15 protein-coding genes are annotated in these 15883 nt (G+C 72.4%); 7 read left to right on the forward strand and 8 right to left on the reverse strand.

Features of this window, described 5'->3' with window-relative positions; genetic code table 11:
- Nucleotides 1–10: 10 nt before the first annotated feature.
- From ACPOLA_RS07545 to ACPOLA_RS07580, 8 genes are read right to left on the reverse strand one after another with little or no spacing between them, the layout of a single operon-like run.
- Nucleotides 11–1180 (reverse strand): MlaD family protein, encoded by a 1170-nt coding sequence (locus tag ACPOLA_RS07545; protein ID WP_435769792.1) that lies wholly within the window; start codon nt 1178–1180, stop codon nt 11–13.
- Entirely contained in the window at nt 1177–2220 is a 1044-nt protein-coding gene (locus ACPOLA_RS07550; RefSeq protein ID WP_435769793.1) for an MCE family protein, read from the reverse strand. The genes ACPOLA_RS07545 and ACPOLA_RS07550 overlap by 4 nt, the downstream gene beginning before the upstream one ends.
- Nucleotides 2217–3353: an MCE family protein gene (locus ACPOLA_RS07555; RefSeq protein WP_435769794.1), complete on the reverse strand. Its 1137-nt coding sequence runs from the start codon at nt 3351–3353 to the stop codon at nt 2217–2219. The genes ACPOLA_RS07550 and ACPOLA_RS07555 overlap by 4 nt, the downstream gene beginning before the upstream one ends.
- A complete protein-coding gene (locus ACPOLA_RS07560) occupies nt 3350–4342 on the reverse strand; it encodes an MCE family protein (RefSeq protein ID WP_435769795.1) in 993 nt (330 codons plus the stop codon). The genes ACPOLA_RS07555 and ACPOLA_RS07560 overlap by 4 nt, the downstream gene beginning before the upstream one ends.
- Complete coding sequence (locus tag ACPOLA_RS07565; protein WP_435769796.1) at nt 4342–5397, reverse strand: MCE family protein; 1056 nt, start codon at nt 5395–5397, stop codon at nt 4342–4344. Before ACPOLA_RS07565 ends, ACPOLA_RS07560 begins: the two co-directional genes overlap by 1 nt.
- Nucleotides 5394–6551, reverse strand: coding sequence for an MCE family protein (locus ACPOLA_RS07570; protein WP_435769797.1), 1158 nt, complete (start codon nt 6549–6551; stop codon nt 5394–5396). The genes ACPOLA_RS07565 and ACPOLA_RS07570 overlap by 4 nt, the downstream gene beginning before the upstream one ends.
- A 7-nt stretch (nt 6552–6558) precedes the next feature.
- Complete coding sequence (locus ACPOLA_RS07575; protein ID WP_435769798.1) at nt 6559–7413, reverse strand: MlaE family ABC transporter permease; 855 nt, start codon at nt 7411–7413, stop codon at nt 6559–6561.
- Nucleotides 7410–8219: an MlaE family ABC transporter permease gene (locus ACPOLA_RS07580; protein WP_435769799.1), complete on the reverse strand. Its 810-nt coding sequence runs from the start codon at nt 8217–8219 to the stop codon at nt 7410–7412. Before ACPOLA_RS07580 ends, ACPOLA_RS07575 begins: the two co-directional genes overlap by 4 nt.
- A gap of 199 nt (nt 8220–8418) precedes the next feature.
- Here ACPOLA_RS07580 and ACPOLA_RS07585 point away from each other — a divergent pair, with 199 nt between their 5' ends.
- The 7 genes from ACPOLA_RS07585 to rodA all read left to right on the forward strand — a co-directional run bounded on the left by ACPOLA_RS07585 (nt 8419) and on the right by rodA (nt 15774).
- Nucleotides 8419–9183 (forward strand): MerR family transcriptional regulator, encoded by a 765-nt coding sequence (locus ACPOLA_RS07585; RefSeq protein WP_435769800.1) that lies wholly within the window; start codon nt 8419–8421, stop codon nt 9181–9183.
- A 38-nt stretch (nt 9184–9221) separates the two neighbouring features.
- A complete protein-coding gene (gene ndk, locus ACPOLA_RS07590; RefSeq protein WP_435769801.1) occupies nt 9222–9632 on the forward strand; it encodes a nucleoside-diphosphate kinase in 411 nt (136 codons plus the stop codon).
- A 209-nt stretch (nt 9633–9841) separates the two neighbouring features.
- The gene (locus ACPOLA_RS07595) at nt 9842–10873 is read left to right on the forward strand and encodes a rod shape-determining protein (protein WP_435769802.1); all 1032 of its coding nucleotides are present in this window, start codon (nt 9842–9844) and stop codon (nt 10871–10873) included.
- Nucleotides 10873–11826, forward strand: a complete 954-nt coding sequence (gene mreC, locus ACPOLA_RS07600; protein WP_435769803.1) for a rod shape-determining protein MreC — start codon at nt 10873–10875, stop codon at nt 11824–11826. Before ACPOLA_RS07595 ends, mreC begins: the two co-directional genes overlap by 1 nt.
- A complete protein-coding gene (mreD, locus tag ACPOLA_RS07605) occupies nt 11823–12407 on the forward strand; it encodes a rod shape-determining protein MreD (protein ID WP_435769804.1) in 585 nt (194 codons plus the stop codon). Before mreC ends, mreD begins: the two co-directional genes overlap by 4 nt.
- The gene (gene mrdA, locus ACPOLA_RS07610; protein ID WP_435769805.1) at nt 12407–14539 is read left to right on the forward strand and encodes a penicillin-binding protein 2; all 2133 of its coding nucleotides are present in this window, start codon (nt 12407–12409) and stop codon (nt 14537–14539) included. Before mreD ends, mrdA begins: the two co-directional genes overlap by 1 nt.
- Nucleotides 14536–15774, forward strand: a complete 1239-nt coding sequence (gene rodA, locus ACPOLA_RS07615) for a rod shape-determining protein RodA (RefSeq protein ID WP_435769806.1) — start codon at nt 14536–14538, stop codon at nt 15772–15774. Before mrdA ends, rodA begins: the two co-directional genes overlap by 4 nt.
- Nucleotides 15775–15883 lie beyond the last annotated feature (109 nt).

The raw sequence follows: 15883 nt of genomic DNA on the forward strand, positions 1-15883 counted from the left end.
TCGGGTGGGGTTACTGACGGGGGACGTTCGCGGAGCCGCGGCCCTGCGTCCCCGGGGGCGGGTCGGTGCACCGCACGTCGGTGCGGGGTTTGCGCCGCTCCAGCTGCGAGACGTCGCGCTGGTGGCTGCGGTCGTAGACGCAGTTCTTGAGGATGCGCGGGACGAGCAGCACGCGACCGCTGCCGTCGCGGGTGCTGCCGGCCATCACCTTCGCCTGCAGGGGTGCCCAGTCCAGCCAGTGGTGCAGGCCGCGCAGGTGGCGGGCGGCCATCTCGGTGAGCGGCACACCGTCGCGCAGGAGCCGCCGCAGCTCCGGGGACGCCTCCCTCCAGAACCGGTCGAGGCGGGGAAGCAGGTCGAGCGAGGTGACCACGGTCGCGCGGATGTCCGGGGTGGCCTCGGCGAGGGCCTCGGCGATCGCCGCAAGGTCACCGCTCAGCCGGCGCACCTCGGGGGAGAGGTCCTGCATCGTCTGCAGGGGCGCCTGCGCCGTCCGGGCCAGCCGGGTGAGATCCGGCTCGAGCCGGCGGAGCATCGCGAAGGCCGTCTCCAGCTCGATGGCCAGGGCGCGGAGCTGGACGTTCTCCGCGCCGTCTCCGAAGATGGCCTCCGTCTCCGTCGCGATCGTCCGGATGTCCGCGACGTCGATGTGCCGCATCAGCTCCTGGGCGTGGGCCAGCACCTCCGGCACCCCGAGCGGGACCGTCGTCTCGTCGACCGGCACCGTCGCACCGTCGGTCAGGAAGGGCCCCTCGTCCGTGCGCGGCCGTACGTCGAGGTACTGCTCGCCGACCGCCGACAGGTTGCGCACCTGCATCGCGCTGTCGCGGGGGATGTCGACGTGCGACTCGATCTCGAGCTCGGCCACCGCCGCGACTCCCGGCCGGTCGCTGAGCCGCACGTCGACGACCTCCCCGATCCGCTGGCCGCGGTAGTTCACGACGGACCCCTCGTGGAGACCGGCCGCCTGCGGCAGCTCGACGGTCACCCGGTAGGGGTCGCGGAAGAGCGAGCCGCCGACCACGGTGTCGGCGACGTAGACGACCCCCCCGACCAGGATCACCAGGATCAGGGCCTGGGCGGTCCGGATCCGCCGCCGCCACAGCCGGGCGCCGGAGGCGGCGCGCTGCGCCGTGGCGCGCTCCGCCTGCTGCGCCGCGAGGTGCTGCGCGCCGGTCACCGGGACGCCTCGGCTCTGCGGGGGTCCGGGACCTGCGGGTCCACCGTGGGCAGGTCGCCGTACTCGACCTTCAACAGCGCCTGGAGGTCCATCAGGAAGGTCAGGTCGAAGTTCGCGTAGTCGCCGGGCGCGGCCTCGTCGCTCCCACTGGCGAAGGCGACCAGGCCGGCCATCACGCCGTCGAGGCTCCTGCGGTTGTCGAGCAGCGTGCGCACGACCGGCTTCAGGTCCTTCAGCTGGGCGACCAGGTCGTCCTGCACCGCCCCCACCACCGGCGTGGCGACCGCGTCGAAGCGGCTCAACGACTCCATCGCGGCGACCAGCTCCTGGCGCTGGGCGTCCAGCGAGACCACCAGGTCCGTCAGGTCGGTGAGGGAGTCGGTGACCAGCGGGAGGTCGTCGACCAGCTGGTCGGTGAGACGGGTCAGGGCGCCCGTGAGGCGGTCGACGGTCGGGAAGTCGGCGTTGAGGTCGGTGACCACCCGGTCGAGCCGGCGCAGCAGCCGCCGCACGCTGCCGGCGTTGCCGGTCAGGGCGACGTTGAGCTGGTCGACGATCGTGGAGATGTCCGCGAACGCGCCACCCGTCACCACGGTGGACAGGGCGGTGAGCAGGTCGGTCACGTCCGGTGCGGTCGTCGTGGCCGCCACCGGCAGGGTGGCGCCCTCCTGCAGGACCGGTCCCTTCCGCCCCGGGAGCAGCTGCACGAAGGAGGATCCCATCGGGGAGGTGAGCCGGATCTCGGCCCGCGAGCTGCTCCGCAGCCGGACGGACTCCGACACCGCGACCTCGACCTCGGCCAGGTAGTTGCCGGGCTCCACCGCGGTGACCTGGCCGACGGTCGCGCCCTCCAGCTTCACCGGCGCGTCGACCGGCAGGTTGAGGGCGTCGTCGAACTCGATGACGATCGCGTACGTCGGCCCGCTCACCAGGCCGGGCATCGGCACGTCCTCGAGCTGGAGCCCGCAGCCGGCGGCCGCCGCTCCGGCTGTGATCACCATGCTGGTCGCCGCGGCCAGGCGACGGACGGTCGCCGTCACGGGATGCCTCCCGGGACCGCGTCGAAGACGCCGTCCAGGATCCCGTCGAGCAGCCCGGTGCCCTGCGGTGTGAACAGCGCGGCGCACAGCTGCTTGCCGAGGTTGCCGGTGAGGGCCTCGCCGAAGACGCGGCAGGCGTGCGCCCGGAACGCTGCGGAGAACGGGCCGGCCGCGAAGGAGAACTGCACCCGGAGCCGGCCGAGGTCCCAGTCGTAGGCGCGGGCGAAGTTCTCGGCCATGGTCGGCATGACGTCGAAGGCCTCCTCGAGCGACGCCTGGTGCCTGCGCACGAGTCGGACGACATCGGCCACGCCGGCGAGGTCGGCCTGCAGCACGTCGCCGTTGCGCCGGAGGAAGCGGTCGGCCCGCCGGGTCAGGTCATCGAGGCTGTCGAGCATGGACACCAGCTCGTCACGCTGGTCGGCCAGCACCGTGCTGGTCTCCGCGGCGGTGCGGGTGAACGTCCGGATGGTCCGGTCGCGGTCGGCCAACACCTCGACGAGCTCGACGAGGTTGTCGGTGACCGCCGCGAGGTCCGCGTCCTTGGCGTTGATCACCGCCAGGGCCTGCCGGCTCTCGGTGAGCGCTCGACGCAGGTGCGGGCCGTTGCCGGCAAGCGTGTCGGCGGTCGTGGCGAGCAGGTCGCCGAGGTTCCTCCCGCCGGCGTCGTCGCCGAGCCCGGCGTCGAGTGCCAGGACGAGCTCGTCGATGGCCGTCGCCACCTCGTCGATCGTCGCCGGCGCGCGGGTGTGGGACTGGTCGATGTGCGCACCGTCGGCGAGCCGCGGCCCGCCGGTGTAGGCGGGACCGAGCTCGATGAAGCGGTCGGTGACCAGCGAGCCCTGCAGGATCTCGGCGCCCGCGTCGCGGGGGAGCTCCGTGCCGCGCTCGAGGCGCATGACCACGCGCATGGTGGTGCCGCGCGGCTGCACCTCGACGATCTCGCCGACCTCCACGCCGAGGTACGTCACGTCGTTGCCGACGTAGACGCCGGTCGTGTCCGTGAAGTCGGCGGTGACGGTCATCAGCTCGTCGTCCTCGCCGTCCAGCCATCCGGCGAGGCGGGCTCCGGAGAGCGCCACGGCGGCCGTCACGAGGCCCGCGATCAGGAGGAGGACGTTGCGGCGGCTCACTTGCAGTCCTCCGGGGCGAGAGAGCAGATCAGGTCGTCGGGGACGATCGCCGCCGGCGCGTTGACGCCCAGCCACGGGCCGTCGCCGGTCGCGTTGGTGAAGACCCGCATCGTGGGGCCGGCGAGCTCGAACGTGCGGTCGAGGTACCTCTCCTGCCGACGCGCGACCGCGAGCACCTTCTCGAGGTCACGGAGCGCCGGGCGCAGGTGAGGGGCGCCCTCCCGGACGAGAGTCGCGAGGCCGGTGACGAAGCGGTTGGCGTCGCGCAGCAGGGCTCGGACGGCCTCCCGCCGCTGGTGCACCATGACGAGCACCGCCGTGCCGTTGGCCAGCACCCGGTCGACCTTGCTGGTCTGGTCGAGGACCAGCCGGGTGACGCCGCGCGTGGAGGCCAGCAGCTCGTCGAGCTGTGCCTCCCGCGCCTGCACGATGCTCGAGACCCCGGCGATGCCGTCCAGTGCGTCGCGCAGCTGCCGCGGGGACACCGCCGCGTCGGTGGCGAGGACGTCGACGGCCTCCTGCATGCGCTCGAGGTCGAGCGCCTCCACCCGGGGCGTGCTCTCGAGCCAGAACCGCTCGATCGTGTAGGTGTCGAGGGCTCGCTCGACCGGGATCGTCGCGCCCCGCGCCAACGTCTCGCCCGCGCCGGGATTGAGGGACAGGAACCGCTCGCCGAGGATCGAGAGCAGCTTCACCTCCACGGTGCTGTCCGCGGAGAGGCCCAGGTCGGCGGGAGCGCGGTGCAGCACGAAGGCCACGTCGACCTCGTCGCGCTCGGCCTCGACCGCCGTCACCCGGCCCACCCGGAGACCGGCCACGCGTACGTCGTCACCCGCCTCGATCCCTGCGGCGTGCCGCAGCCTGGCGTGGTAGACCGGGTCGCCGTCGAGCGACTTGAGGCCGAGCGCGACCAGGCCGAGCAGGAGGATCCCGACCACCACCCGCAGCGGCCACGCGAGGCTCCGCCACACCTCGGCCATCGTGCCCATCAGCGACACCTCCTCGAGTGACGGTCGCCGAGCACGCCCAGGTCGAGCTTCGGATCGAACCCCTTCATCTGCGCGAAGTTCGTGCAGACGTAGACGTTGAGGTAGCTGCCGTAGCCGAGGGTCCGCAGGTAGGTGTCCAGCTGACGGGGCACCGCCACCATCGTGTCGTCGAGCAGCTCTCGCCGTCGGGCGAAGTGGCCGGCCAGCGGCTCGGTGAGAGCCGTGACGTCGACCAGGTCGTCACCGGTGGCGTCGACCAGCTCCGCCGTGGTCCGGCTCAGCCGCACCACCGAGTCGAGACTGGTGGCGATCCGGTCGCGGTCGTCGGCGAGGCCCTCCATCAGGGAGTCGAGCCCGTCGACGAGGTCGACCACCTCGCTGCGGTGCGCCTCGGTGGTGCGCAGCACCAGGTTGACGTTGTCGACGACCTGCGCGAGCGCGTCCTCGCGGTCGACGACGCCGGAGGTCAGCTCGGCCGTCTGGGTCAGCAGGTGCTGGATCGAGCCGCCCTGGCCCTGCAGCACCTGCACGATGTTGGTGGCCAGCTGGTTGAGGTCGGTCGGCTGCAGGAGGTCGAAGATCGGCTCGAACGCGTTGAACAGCGCGGTGAGGTCGAGTGCCGGACGGGTGCGCTCCAGGGGGATGGTGGCGCCGTCGGTCAGCCGGGGGCCCTCCGCGTCGCGGTCGGGCCGGGAGAGGTCGATGTAGCGCTGGCCCATCAGGTTGAGGTAGTCGACCGACGCGATGACGTCTTCGTGGAGCGGCTGCTCTGCGGAGACCGTCATCGTCACCACCGCCAGCCCACGCTCGTCGCCGGTGCCGGGCCGGGCCTCCTTGACCCGGCCGACGCGGACGCCCGCGACCCGGACGTCGTCACCGGCGCGCAGGCCGGTCGCGTCACTGAAGACGGCGTGCAGCTCGATCGCGTCGCCGCGCTGGGCCCGCGAGAGAGTGCCCGCCACGGTGGCGGTCAGGGTCAGCGCGAGCGCGGTGAACAGCACGACGCCGATCACCGCGCCGCGGTGCCGCCGGAGCTCGCTGAGCTGGCGGCTCACCGGCGACCACCGGCACACGGCCCGGACCGGTCGCGGTAGCGGGGGCAGTCCTCGGCGTCGTACGGCTCGAGGAGCTGGAGGCCCAGGACGCCCTCCATCTGGATCCGACCGTTTCGCACCGCCGCGGCGCCGTTGCGGAGCAGCTCGGGCACGTTGCGCAGCACGAGGGCGAAGGAGGGGGAGCGCTCGGCGAAGACCTCGAGGTTGGCCGCCGTCGCGTTCAGCAGGCGGGCGGTCTCGTCGCCGTTCGCCCGGAGGAAGGCCGTGACGCCGTCGTCGCCGTCGAGCAGCCGCGGCACGCCGGTCAGCAGAGCGGTCGTGCCCTCCTCCTGCTTCACCAGGGTCCGGGCGAGCGGACGGGAGTCGCGCAGGGCGCCGACCAGCTGCGGCTCCACGTCGGCGAGCAGGTCGGCGTTGTCAGCCAGGAGCTCGAGGTCGCGGCGCACCTGCGGCTGCAGGTCGGCCCAGCGACCGAGGAAGGCGTCGCCGTCGACGATTATCTCGGCGATCCGCTCGCCGCGGCCGTCGAGGGCGGAGGCCATCTCCGACAGCGCGAGGTCCCACTGCGCAGGGTCGATCGACGACAGCAGCCGCTGGGTGGCGGAGAAGGTGTCCATCAGCCGCAGCGTGGCGCGGGAGGTGTCCGCCTCCACCACGTCACCGTCGCGGAGGTGCTCGGTGGCCGCGCCGGTGCCGGCCACCGGCTTCACGGTGGCCGGCTCGCCTCGTCCGGCGGCCACCAGGTCGACGTACTCGTTGCCGAACAGGGTGCCGGGGAGCACCCGCGCCCTCACCCCGGCCGGGATCAGCTCCGCGTGCTCGGCAGCGACCAGGACCTCCGCCTCGGGCACGCGCCGCGCGCCCGGGCCGTCCCTGTCGGTGTCGTCGACGCCCCCCACGCCGGGGTCGACCGAGACGACGCGGCCGACGCGCAGTCCGTGGTACTTCACGTCGGAGTTGATGCCGAGGGTGTCGCCGACGGTGGGGAGCCGGACGGTCAGCCGCACGTCGCCGCTCAGCACACCGAGGGTCTGCAGCGCCAGCAGCCCGCCGAGCAGGCCGAGCAACAGGAAGCCGGAGAGGCCGACCGCGGCCAGGCGCAGGCGCAGGACGCGGGGGTCGACCCGGGTGTGGGGAAAGACGAACTCGCTCACCGCGCGCTCACCCCGAGATCTGCACCTGCTGGTCGGCGCCCCAGAGCAGGAGCGTCAGCAGGATGTCGACGACGGTCAGGGAGATGATGCTGGCGCGGATCGCGAGGCCCGTGGCGCGGCCGACGCCCTCCGGCCCGCCGCTGGCGGTGAAGCCGTGGTAGCAGTGGATCAGAGTCACCACGGTGGTCAGAACCACGACCTTGACCGCCGAGTAGAGGACGTCCACGGGGGCCACGAACGTGCGGAAGTAGTGGTCGTAGGTGCCTGCGGACTGGCCGTAGAACGTGGTGACCATGAAGTCGGTGGCGACGTAGGTGCCGACCAGGCCGATCAGGTAGAGCGGGATGACCACGATCCACGCCGCGACCAGCCGGGTGCTGATCAGGTAGGGGATGGGGCGGATCGCCATCGACTCCAGCGCGTCGATCTCCTCGCTGATCCGCATCGCGCCGATCCGCGAGGTGAAGCCGCAGCCGATCCGGGCGGCGAAGCCGAGCGCGGCGACCATCGGCGCCAGCTCGCGGGTGTTGGCGTAGCCGGAGATGAAGCCGGTGAGCGGCGCGAGGCCGATCACGTCGAGCCCCTGGTAGCCCTCCAGGCCGACCTCGGTGCCGGTCAGTGTGGAGAGGAGGAGGACCACGCCCACCACGCCGCCCCCGACGAGGAAGATCCCCGAGCCGAGGGTCACCTCGGCGAGCACCCTCGCCACCTCGCCGCGGTAGCGGGTGACTGCCAGGGGCAGGCCCGCGACGGCGCGCCAGGCCATGACCAGCTGCAGCCCGATGCCGGCCAGCGGTCCGACCACGGCGCGGTCGACCTGGCCGAGGACGTCGACCGGGCCGGGTGTCCTCGTCGCGCTCATCCGATCGGCCCTCCGGCGAAGGTGCTGTGCACCTGCGAGATGACGAAGTTGGCGGCGAAGAGGAGCACGAAGTTGGTGACCACGGCACTGGTCACGGCCTCGCCGACGCCGGTCGGTCCCTTCGCCGCGCGCAGGCCCTTGTAGGACGACACGACCGCGCAGATCACGGCGAACACGGCCGCCTTGACCAGCGAGAGCCACAGGTCGGACAGCTGGGCGAGGGTGGTGACGGAGGCGAGGTAGCTGCCGGGCGGCAGGTCCTGGATGACCACGCTCACCGACAGGGTGGTGATGATCGTGAAGAACATGACCACGCCGTTGAGCAGCACGGCGACCACGACGACGGCCAGCATCCGCGGCACGACGAGGCGCTCGACGACCGGCAGCCCCATCACCTCCATCGCGTCGATCTCCTCGCGGATGGTGCGGGCGCCCAGGTCGGCGCAGATGGCGGAGCCGGCGACGCCGGAGAGCATCAGGGCGGTGATCAGCGGTGAGGCCTGGCGCACCACGGCCAGCGTGTTGCCCGCCCCGGTGAACGACACGGCGCCGACTTCCTGGGCCAACACCCCCACCTGCAGGGCGAGGATGATCCCGAACGGCACCGAGACGGCGAGCGCCGGAAGGGTGCAGACCCGGATGGCGAACCAGGTCTGGACCACGCTCTCGGCCACCGGGAAGCGGCGTGCGGCGACGGAGGCGACCACCGCGCCGAAGACCTTGCGGGTGAAGGCCAGCATGCCGACCAGCTCGCCCAGCGGACCACGGAGGACCGGCAGCACGCGATCGCTGCTGGTTGCCGCCATCTCGGCTCCTCCTGGGTCCTGCCGTGCCCGGCCACGGGTCATGAATGACAGTTCTACTGTCACACCCGTACTGTCCACCGCGGTGTGACGCACGTCAACCCCAGGTATCGGAGGCCGGTGGATCGCTGGGACAACACGCAGGAACTGGGTTGGTTACGGCACGTTGCAGGAAGCGCGTGACAGTCGTACTGTGACAGTCATGACCGCCGTTGCCGGGGTAGAGCCCCCTCAGGACCCCGCGGACGACGGCGCGCTGCGGACCGTCGACGAGCTGGCCTCGGCGGCCGGCCTCACGGTCCGCACGACCCGCTACTACGCCAGCCTCGGGCTGCTCCCGCCTCCGGCTCGTCGCGGCCGGATGGCGTGGTACGACGACACCCACCTCGCCCGGCTGGAGATGATCCGGGCGCTGCAGGGCCACGGGTTCACGCTGCAGGCGATCGAGAAGTACCTCGCGTCGCTTCCCAACGACGCCAGCATCGAGGACCTCGCGGTCCAGCGGGCGATGCTCACGTCGTGGACGGTCGGCGGACCGCAGGACCTCACCCGCCGCCAGCTCGACCAGCACGCCGGCCGTCGGCTCACCGACGAGGAGGTCGCCCTCATCGAGGAGCTCGGCATGCTCCGACGCAGCGAGGACGAGCGCGGCACCGTCCAGTTCACGCCGGTCCACGGGTTCGACGTCGCCGTCTCGCTGATCGAGCTCGACATTCCCGTCAGCGGCATGCGCGCCGCGGGGGAGGCCATCGCCCGGCACATGTCGGCCCTGGCGCACGAGCTCACCGAGGTGCTCCACGACGAGGTGCTCGAGCCGTGGCGGCACGAGCAGCACGGCTCCCGGGACAAGGCCGAGCACCTCGAGAGCACGCTGGCCAAGCTCCGCCGGCTGACCCTCGACGCGATCGTCGCGGCGTTCCAGCGGTCGGCCAACGACGTCATCGCCCGCTCCCTCCAGCGGAGGTAGTGCACCGGGCCGGGCCGGAAGGCGGATAGTTTGGCTCCGTGACCCAACGCACTCTCGTCCTCATCAAGCCCGACGCCGTCCGCCGCGGTCTCGTCGGCAGCGTGCTCTCGCGCTTCGAGGCCAAGGGCCTGACTATCGCCGCCATGGAGCTGCGCCACATCGACGCCGCCCAGGCGGACGCGCACTACGCCGAGCACGTCGAGCGCGACTTCTACCCGCCGCTGCGTGACTTCGTGACCAGTGGCCCGCTGGTCGCGCTGGTGCTCGAGGGCGACGAGGCGATCGAGGTGGTCCGCGGGATCAACGGCGCCACCGACGGGCGCAAGGCCGCGCCCGGCACCATCCGCGGCGACCACTCGCTGTCGAACCGGGAGAACCTCGTGCACGGGTCCGACTCCCCGGAGTCCGCCGAGCGCGAGATCGCGCTCTGGTTCCCGAACCTGGGGTGACCGGCCCCTGCGGGCTTCCGGGACACGCCGCCCCGGCGTGGCTCCACGGCCCGACGGCCCGGCGTACCTAGTCTCGCCACCGGAGGCCGCCGTACCCGTGCGCCCGGTGGTCGCCCCGGAGCATTCCCTGGAGTGGTCCGGCTTCCCCGAATGCGCACGAGCGGACCTGCCCGACCCGGGTCGGTCCGGCGACGCTTTGCGAGGCATGCGTGAGGGCGAACTCCATCATCGGCCGGGACATGGCCGTCGACCTGGGCACTGCCAACACGCTCGTGTACGTCCGCCGGCGCGGGGTGCTCCTCGACGAGCCCAGCGTGGTCGCCCTCAACGACTCCTCCGGCGAGGTGATCGCGGTCGGCCACGAGGCCAAGCAGATGCTGGGCCGCACGCCCGACAACATCACCGCCCTCAGACCGCTGCGTGACGGGGTGATCGCCGACTTCGAGGCGACCGAGCAGATGCTGCGCCACTTCATCGCCCGGGTCCACCGCCGCCGCTACTTCGCCAAGCCCCGCATGGTGATCTGCGTGCCGAGCTCCATCACGCCGGTCGAGCAGCGCGCGGTCAAGGAGGCCGGCTACCAGGCCGGTGCCCGCCGCGTCTACGTCGTCGAGGAGCCGATGGCCGCCGCGATCGGCGCCGGCCTCCCGGTCCACGAGGCGACCGGCAACATGATCGTCGACGTCGGCGGGGGCACGACCGAGGTCGCCGTCATCTCCCTCGGCGGCATCGTGACCTCCCTCTCCGTGCGCACCGCCGGTGACGACCTCGACGCCGCGATCGTCGCGTGGATGAAGAAGGAGCACGGCGTGATGCTGGGAGAGCGCACCGCCGAGGACGTCAAGATCACCCTCGGCTCCGCGTTCCCGCGGCCCGGCGAGCCGGAGGGCGAGGTGCGCGGTCGGGACATGGTGACCGGCCTCCCGCGCACGGTGAACGTCACCAGCGCCGACGTCCGCCACGCCCTCGAGGAGCCGCTGCACGCCATCGTGGATGCCGTCCGGGTGACCCTCGACCAGACTCCGCCCGAGCTGTCCGGCGACATCATGGACCGCGGCATCGTGCTCACCGGCGGCGGCGCGCTGCTGCGCGGGCTCGACGAGCGGATCCGCCACGAGACGGGGATGCCCGTGCACGTCGCCGACGACCCGCTGGTGTCCGTCGCGATGGGCGCAGGTCGCTGCGTCGAGGAGTTCGAGGCCCTCCAGCAGGTGCTGGTCACCAACCCGCGGCGGTTCTGATGGCGATCGACACCCGGCCCGTCCGGCCGCCGTCGCAGGCCGGCCTCCGCCGTACCGGCCCGCAGCGCGACCCCGACGACGACCCCGGGCGGCCGTCGCGCTCGCTGGTGGTGGCGCTCCTCCTCGCGTGCGCGACGCTGATGGTGGTCGACAGCGCCGGCGGCGACGACTCGCCGCTCGAGCCGGTCCGGCAGGTGGCGGGCGAGGCCATCGGCCCCCTCCAGGCAGGCGTCTCGACCGTGGTGCGCCCGGTCGCGGGCGTCCCGGACGTGCTGCGCACCAACGGCGCCCTGCGGGACGAGGTGGCCGCCCTGGAGGCCGAGAACGCCGACCTCCGCAGCGACCTCGCCAAGGCGGGGTACGACGAGCGGCGGCTCGCCCGGCTCGACGGCCTCCGCGAGGTGGCCGGCGACCTCGGCTACGCCCTCCTGCCCGCCCGGGTGATCGCCTTCGGCCCGGCGCAGTCGGGATCGAGCACGGTGACGCTGGACGCGGGGTCCGACGCCGGGCTGCGGCCCGACATGACCGTCGTCGCGGCCGAGGGGCTGGTCGGCAGGATCTCCTCGGTCACCGACCACACGGCCACCGTGCTGCTGGTCGTCGACTCCGGGTCCGCCGTCGGCGGGCGGATCGGCGACAACCTCGAGCTGGGCTTCGTCCACGGCAAGGGCACGCTGGGCCGCGACGAGCGGCTCGAGCTCGAGCTCACCGACCGCAACGTCGTGCCGAAGGTCGGCCAGGCCGTGGTGACCTGGGGCAGCGAGGGCGGGGCGCCCTACGTGGCCGGCGTGCCGATCGGCGAGGTGCGCAAGGTCTACGAGTCGCTCCGCGAGACCTCCTACCGCGCCGTCATCGACCCCTTCGTCGACTTCACCTCCCTGGACCTGGTCGGGGTGGTGGTGCCGTCCGGCACCGACGCCCGGGTGATCGAGGCCGACGGGAGCCTGCCGTGAGGCCCGGCTCGGGCGGCCGGCTGGCCGCGGTCGTCCTCGCCGTCGTGGCCGCGCTCCTGCTGCAGGTGACCGTGCTCCCGCACTTCGCCTGGCGCGTGGGAGGCCTGGGCGTCGTGCCCGACCTGGTGCTGCTCGTCGTGGTGGCCACCGCGATCGCCACCGACACCCGCTTCGCCACGCTGACCGGCTTCTTCGCCGGGCTCGTGCTCGACGTCGCCCCGCCCGCCGACCACCTGGCCGGGCGCTGGGCGCTCGCCCTCATGGTCGTCGGCTACGTCGTCGGGCGCCTGGTCCACGACAACCGCGCCGACGTCGGTCGGGGCGACTCCGTGCGTCGCCCACCGGTCCTGCTCACGCTGGCCGCGGCGGCGGGCGGCTCCTTCGTCGGCACGTCGGTGTTCGCGATGACCGGGCTGCTGCTGGGTGACGGAGCGGTCGGCGTCGGCGACCTGCTGCCGGTCGCGGTGATCGCGCTGGTGCTCGACGTCGTCGCGGCCGCCGCCGTCGTCCCCGCGACGCTGTGGCTGTTCCGACGTACGGCGACCGACGGCGCCGCCGATCGCGTGCGGGTCCGGGCCTGATGGCCTCGACCGCGGCATCGCACCGCAGCCGCCTGCGGCTGATCGTGATCCAGACCCTCGTCTTCTCGCTGCTCGCGACGCTCGCGGCGCGGCTCTACTACCTGCAAGTGGTCTCCGGCGAGGAGTACCAGGGCCAGGCGGCGTCGCAGTCGGTGCGCGAGATCGTCGTACAGCCGCAGCGCGGGCTGATCGTCGACGCGATGGGCCGGCCGCTGGTGACCAACCGGCTGACCTGGGTGGTCTCCCTCGACCGCACCCTGCTCGGCAGGATGTCCGAGGAGGACCGCAGCATCGTGCTGCGGCGCACTGCCGAGGCGATCGACATGCGGGTGCGGCGGATCGAGCGCAAGCTGGTCCTCTGCGGCGACGAGGGCGCCGTCGCGGGGGAGTGCTGGAACGGGTCGCCCTACCAGCCCGTGCCGGTGGCCCTCGACGTCGGCGAGGCGGCGGCGCTGCGGATCCTGGAGCAGCCCGAGGACTTCCCCGGCGTGGTGGTCGACCGACAGAGCGTCCGCAAGTACCCCGAGCCCTACGGGATCAACGCGGCCCACGTGCTGGGCTACCTCAGCCCGATCACCAAGGAGGAGCTCGAGGCCGCCGAGGCGTCGGGCGACAGCTCGGTCAACGGTGCCTCCGTCGTCGGTCGCGCCGGCGTCGAGAAGGAGTACGACGAGTGGCTGCGCGGTCAGCCCGGCTACCAGCAGGTCGCGGTCGACTCCAAGGGCCGCGTGCGCGAGGACGTGTCCGGCCTCGCCGCCCAGCCCGGCGACACCCTGGTCACCTCGCTCGACGCCAAGGTCCAGGGCGTCGTCGAGCGCCAGCTGGCCGAGATGATCTCGGTCGCCCGGCAGACCCGCGACAAGGTGACCGGCCGCAACTTCGAGGCCGACTCCGGTGCCGCGATCGTGATGGAGGCGAAGACCGGCCGGATCATCGCGATGGCCAGCCAGCCGACGTACGACCCCTCGCTGTGGGTCGGCGGCATCAGCGACCGGCAGCTCGAGCGGCTCTACTCCGAGGCGGCCGGTACGCCGCTGCTCGGCCGTGCGACGCAGGGGCAGTTCGCACCCGGGTCGACCTGGAAGCCGTTCATGACCTCGGCGGCCCTGACCAACGGCTACTCCCTCGACACCACGCTCCCGTGCGGCTCCGCCTTCCGCGTCGGCAACCGCGACTTCAAGAACTTCGAGTCCGGCGCCCACGGCATCATCGGCTTCGCCCGCGCGCTCGAGGTCTCCTGCAACACCTTCTTCTACCGGATCGGCTACGACTACTGGCGGCAGTACGGCTCCGACGTCGACGACGTCAAGGCCCGCGACCCGCTCGTCGAGGGTGCGAAGGACTGGGGTTTCGGGGCGCGCACCGGCATCGACCTGCCCGGCGAGGCCTCCGGCCGGATCGCCGACCGCAAGTGGAAGCGCGAGTACTACGACTCTCAGAAGGACTACTACTGCGGCATCGCGGGCAAGCCGCAGGACGCGAAGACCAGCGACTTCGTCTACAAGTTCGCGCGCGAGTTCTGCATCGAGGGCTACGCCTACCGCGCCGGCGACGCGGTGAACTTCGCGATCGGCCAGGGCGACACCATCGTCACCCCCCTCCAGCTCGCGCGGGCGTACGCCGCGATCTCCAACGGCGGCGTGCTGTGGGAGCCCCGCATCGGCAAGGCGGTGGTCTCGCCCGACGGCGAGGTGATCCGCGAGATCGAGCCGAAGAGGCAGCGGAAGCTGGACGTACCGCCGCGCGTGCTCAACTACATCGACGAGGCGCTCAAGGGCGTCGCGCGGACCGGCACCATGGCGTGGAAGCTGGGCGGCTTCCCCCTCGACGACGTGCAGATCCGCGCGAAGACGGGCTCCGCCGAGGTCTACGGCAAGCAGTCCACCGGCTGGGTGGCGTCCTACACCGAGGACTACGTGGTCGTGATGATGATCAGCCAGGGCGGCACGGGATCCGGCTCCACCGGAGACGGCATCCGCGCGATCTGGGAGGCGATCTACGGCATCGACGGCGAGCAGGTCCGCCCCGGCAAGGCGGCCATCCCCGGCACCACGCCGCCGGAGTCTCTCCCGATGTTCGGCAAGGACGGGTCGATCCTTCCGCCGGCCCGCGACCCGGAGGAGCGCCGATGAGCAACCGCATCCAGGCCACCCGCGCGTCCGCGGCCGGTCGTCCGCGCCGGGCCGTCGCGTCACGCCGCGTCGCGCTGATGCGCTGGGCCGACGTCGACCGGGTGCTGCTCGTGGCCGTCGTGCTGCTGTCGGTGCTGGGCTGCCTCCTCGTGTGGTCGGCCACCATCGAGCGCGACGACCTGACCGGCGGCGACCCGCGGGCCTACCTGTTCAAGCAGGTCGTCAACGTCGTGCTCGGGCTCGGCCTGATGGCGCTGGTGGTGATGACCGACCACCGGTGGGTGCGCATCCTCGCGCCCCTGGCCTACCTCCTGGCGGTCGGCGGCCTGGTGCTCGTGCTCACCATGGGTTCCACGATCAACGGCTCCCGCTCGTGGCTGGTGCTCGGCGGGATGTCGCTGCAGCCGTCGGAGCTGGCGAAGCTCGCGGTGGTGGTCGGCATGGCGCTGGTCGTCGCGGAGCGCTCCGAGGGGCGCTGGCGTGACCGGGTCGGCACGATGGACGTCGTACTGATGCTGCTGGTGGCCGGCCTGCCCGCCGCGCTGATCCTCGCCCAGCCCGACCTCGGCACCATGCTGGTGCTCACGGCAACCGTGTTCGGCGTGATCGCCGCCTCCGGCGCGCACCGGCTGTGGCTGGCCGGCCTCGGCGCGGGCGGCCTCCTGGTCGCGGCGTTCGCGGTGGTCAGCGGGATGCTCGAGGACTACCAGGTCGACCGGTTCCTCGCCTTCGCCAACCCGGAGCTCGATCCGCGCGGTGCCGGCTACAACGTCGAGCAGGCCCGGATCGCCGTCGGGAACGGCGGCCTGTTCGGCCAGGGGCTGTTCGACGGCTCCCAGACCCGGTCCGGCTTCGTGCCCGAGCAGCACACCGACTTCGTGTTCACGGTCGCCGGCGAGGAGCTCGGCCTGGTCGGCGCCGCGCTCGTCGTCGCGCTGCTCGGCATCGTGCTCTGGCGCGCGCTGCGGATCGCCGTCCGCACCGACGACGTCTTCGGCCGGATCGCCGCCGCCGGCATCGCCTGCTGGTTCGGCTTCCAGGCGTTCCAGAACATCGGCATGTGCCTCGGCATCATGCCGGTCACCGGGGTCCCGCTGCCGTTCGTCTCCTACGGCGGCTCCTCGATGTTCGCCTCCATGCTCGCGGTGGGCCTGCTGCAGAACATCCACCTCCGCACGCTCTCCGCGCCTGCCTCGAGGCTCACGCCGGCCAAGCGGGTGTTGGTGCGGAGCTGAGCGCTTGTCGGGCTCGGGTGTGGCTGGTGTCGTGAGGGCTGCGGTTTCGTAGGTGGTGCCGGGCCGTAAGGGGCTTCTACGGCGGACCGGTTTGGGCTGGGGTCGGGTT

Origin of the sequence: Nocardioides proteolyticus, from assembly GCF_051280635.3 — a bacterium.
Taxonomy (GTDB): Bacteria; Actinomycetota; Actinomycetes; order Propionibacteriales; family Nocardioidaceae; genus Nocardioides.

Coding starts and splice junctions, on each gene's coding strand:
- ACPOLA_RS07585 (WP_435769800.1), top strand. CDS start 8,419: ATGACCGCCGTTGCCGGGGTAGAGCCCCCTCAGGACCCCGCGGACGAC.
- mrdA (WP_435769805.1), top strand. CDS start 12,407: ATGGCCTCGACCGCGGCATCGCACCGCAGCCGCCTGCGGCTGATCGTG.
- ACPOLA_RS07580 (WP_435769799.1), bottom strand. CDS start 8,219: ATGGCGGCAACCAGCAGCGATCGCGTGCTGCCGGTCCTCCGTGGTCCG.
- ACPOLA_RS07560 (WP_435769795.1), bottom strand. CDS start 4,342: ATGGGCACGATGGCCGAGGTGTGGCGGAGCCTCGCGTGGCCGCTGCGG.
- mreC (WP_435769803.1), top strand. CDS start 10,873: ATGGCGATCGACACCCGGCCCGTCCGGCCGCCGTCGCAGGCCGGCCTC.
- rodA (WP_435769806.1), top strand. CDS start 14,536: ATGAGCAACCGCATCCAGGCCACCCGCGCGTCCGCGGCCGGTCGTCCG.
- ACPOLA_RS07575 (WP_435769798.1), bottom strand. CDS start 7,413: ATGAGCGCGACGAGGACACCCGGCCCGGTCGACGTCCTCGGCCAGGTC.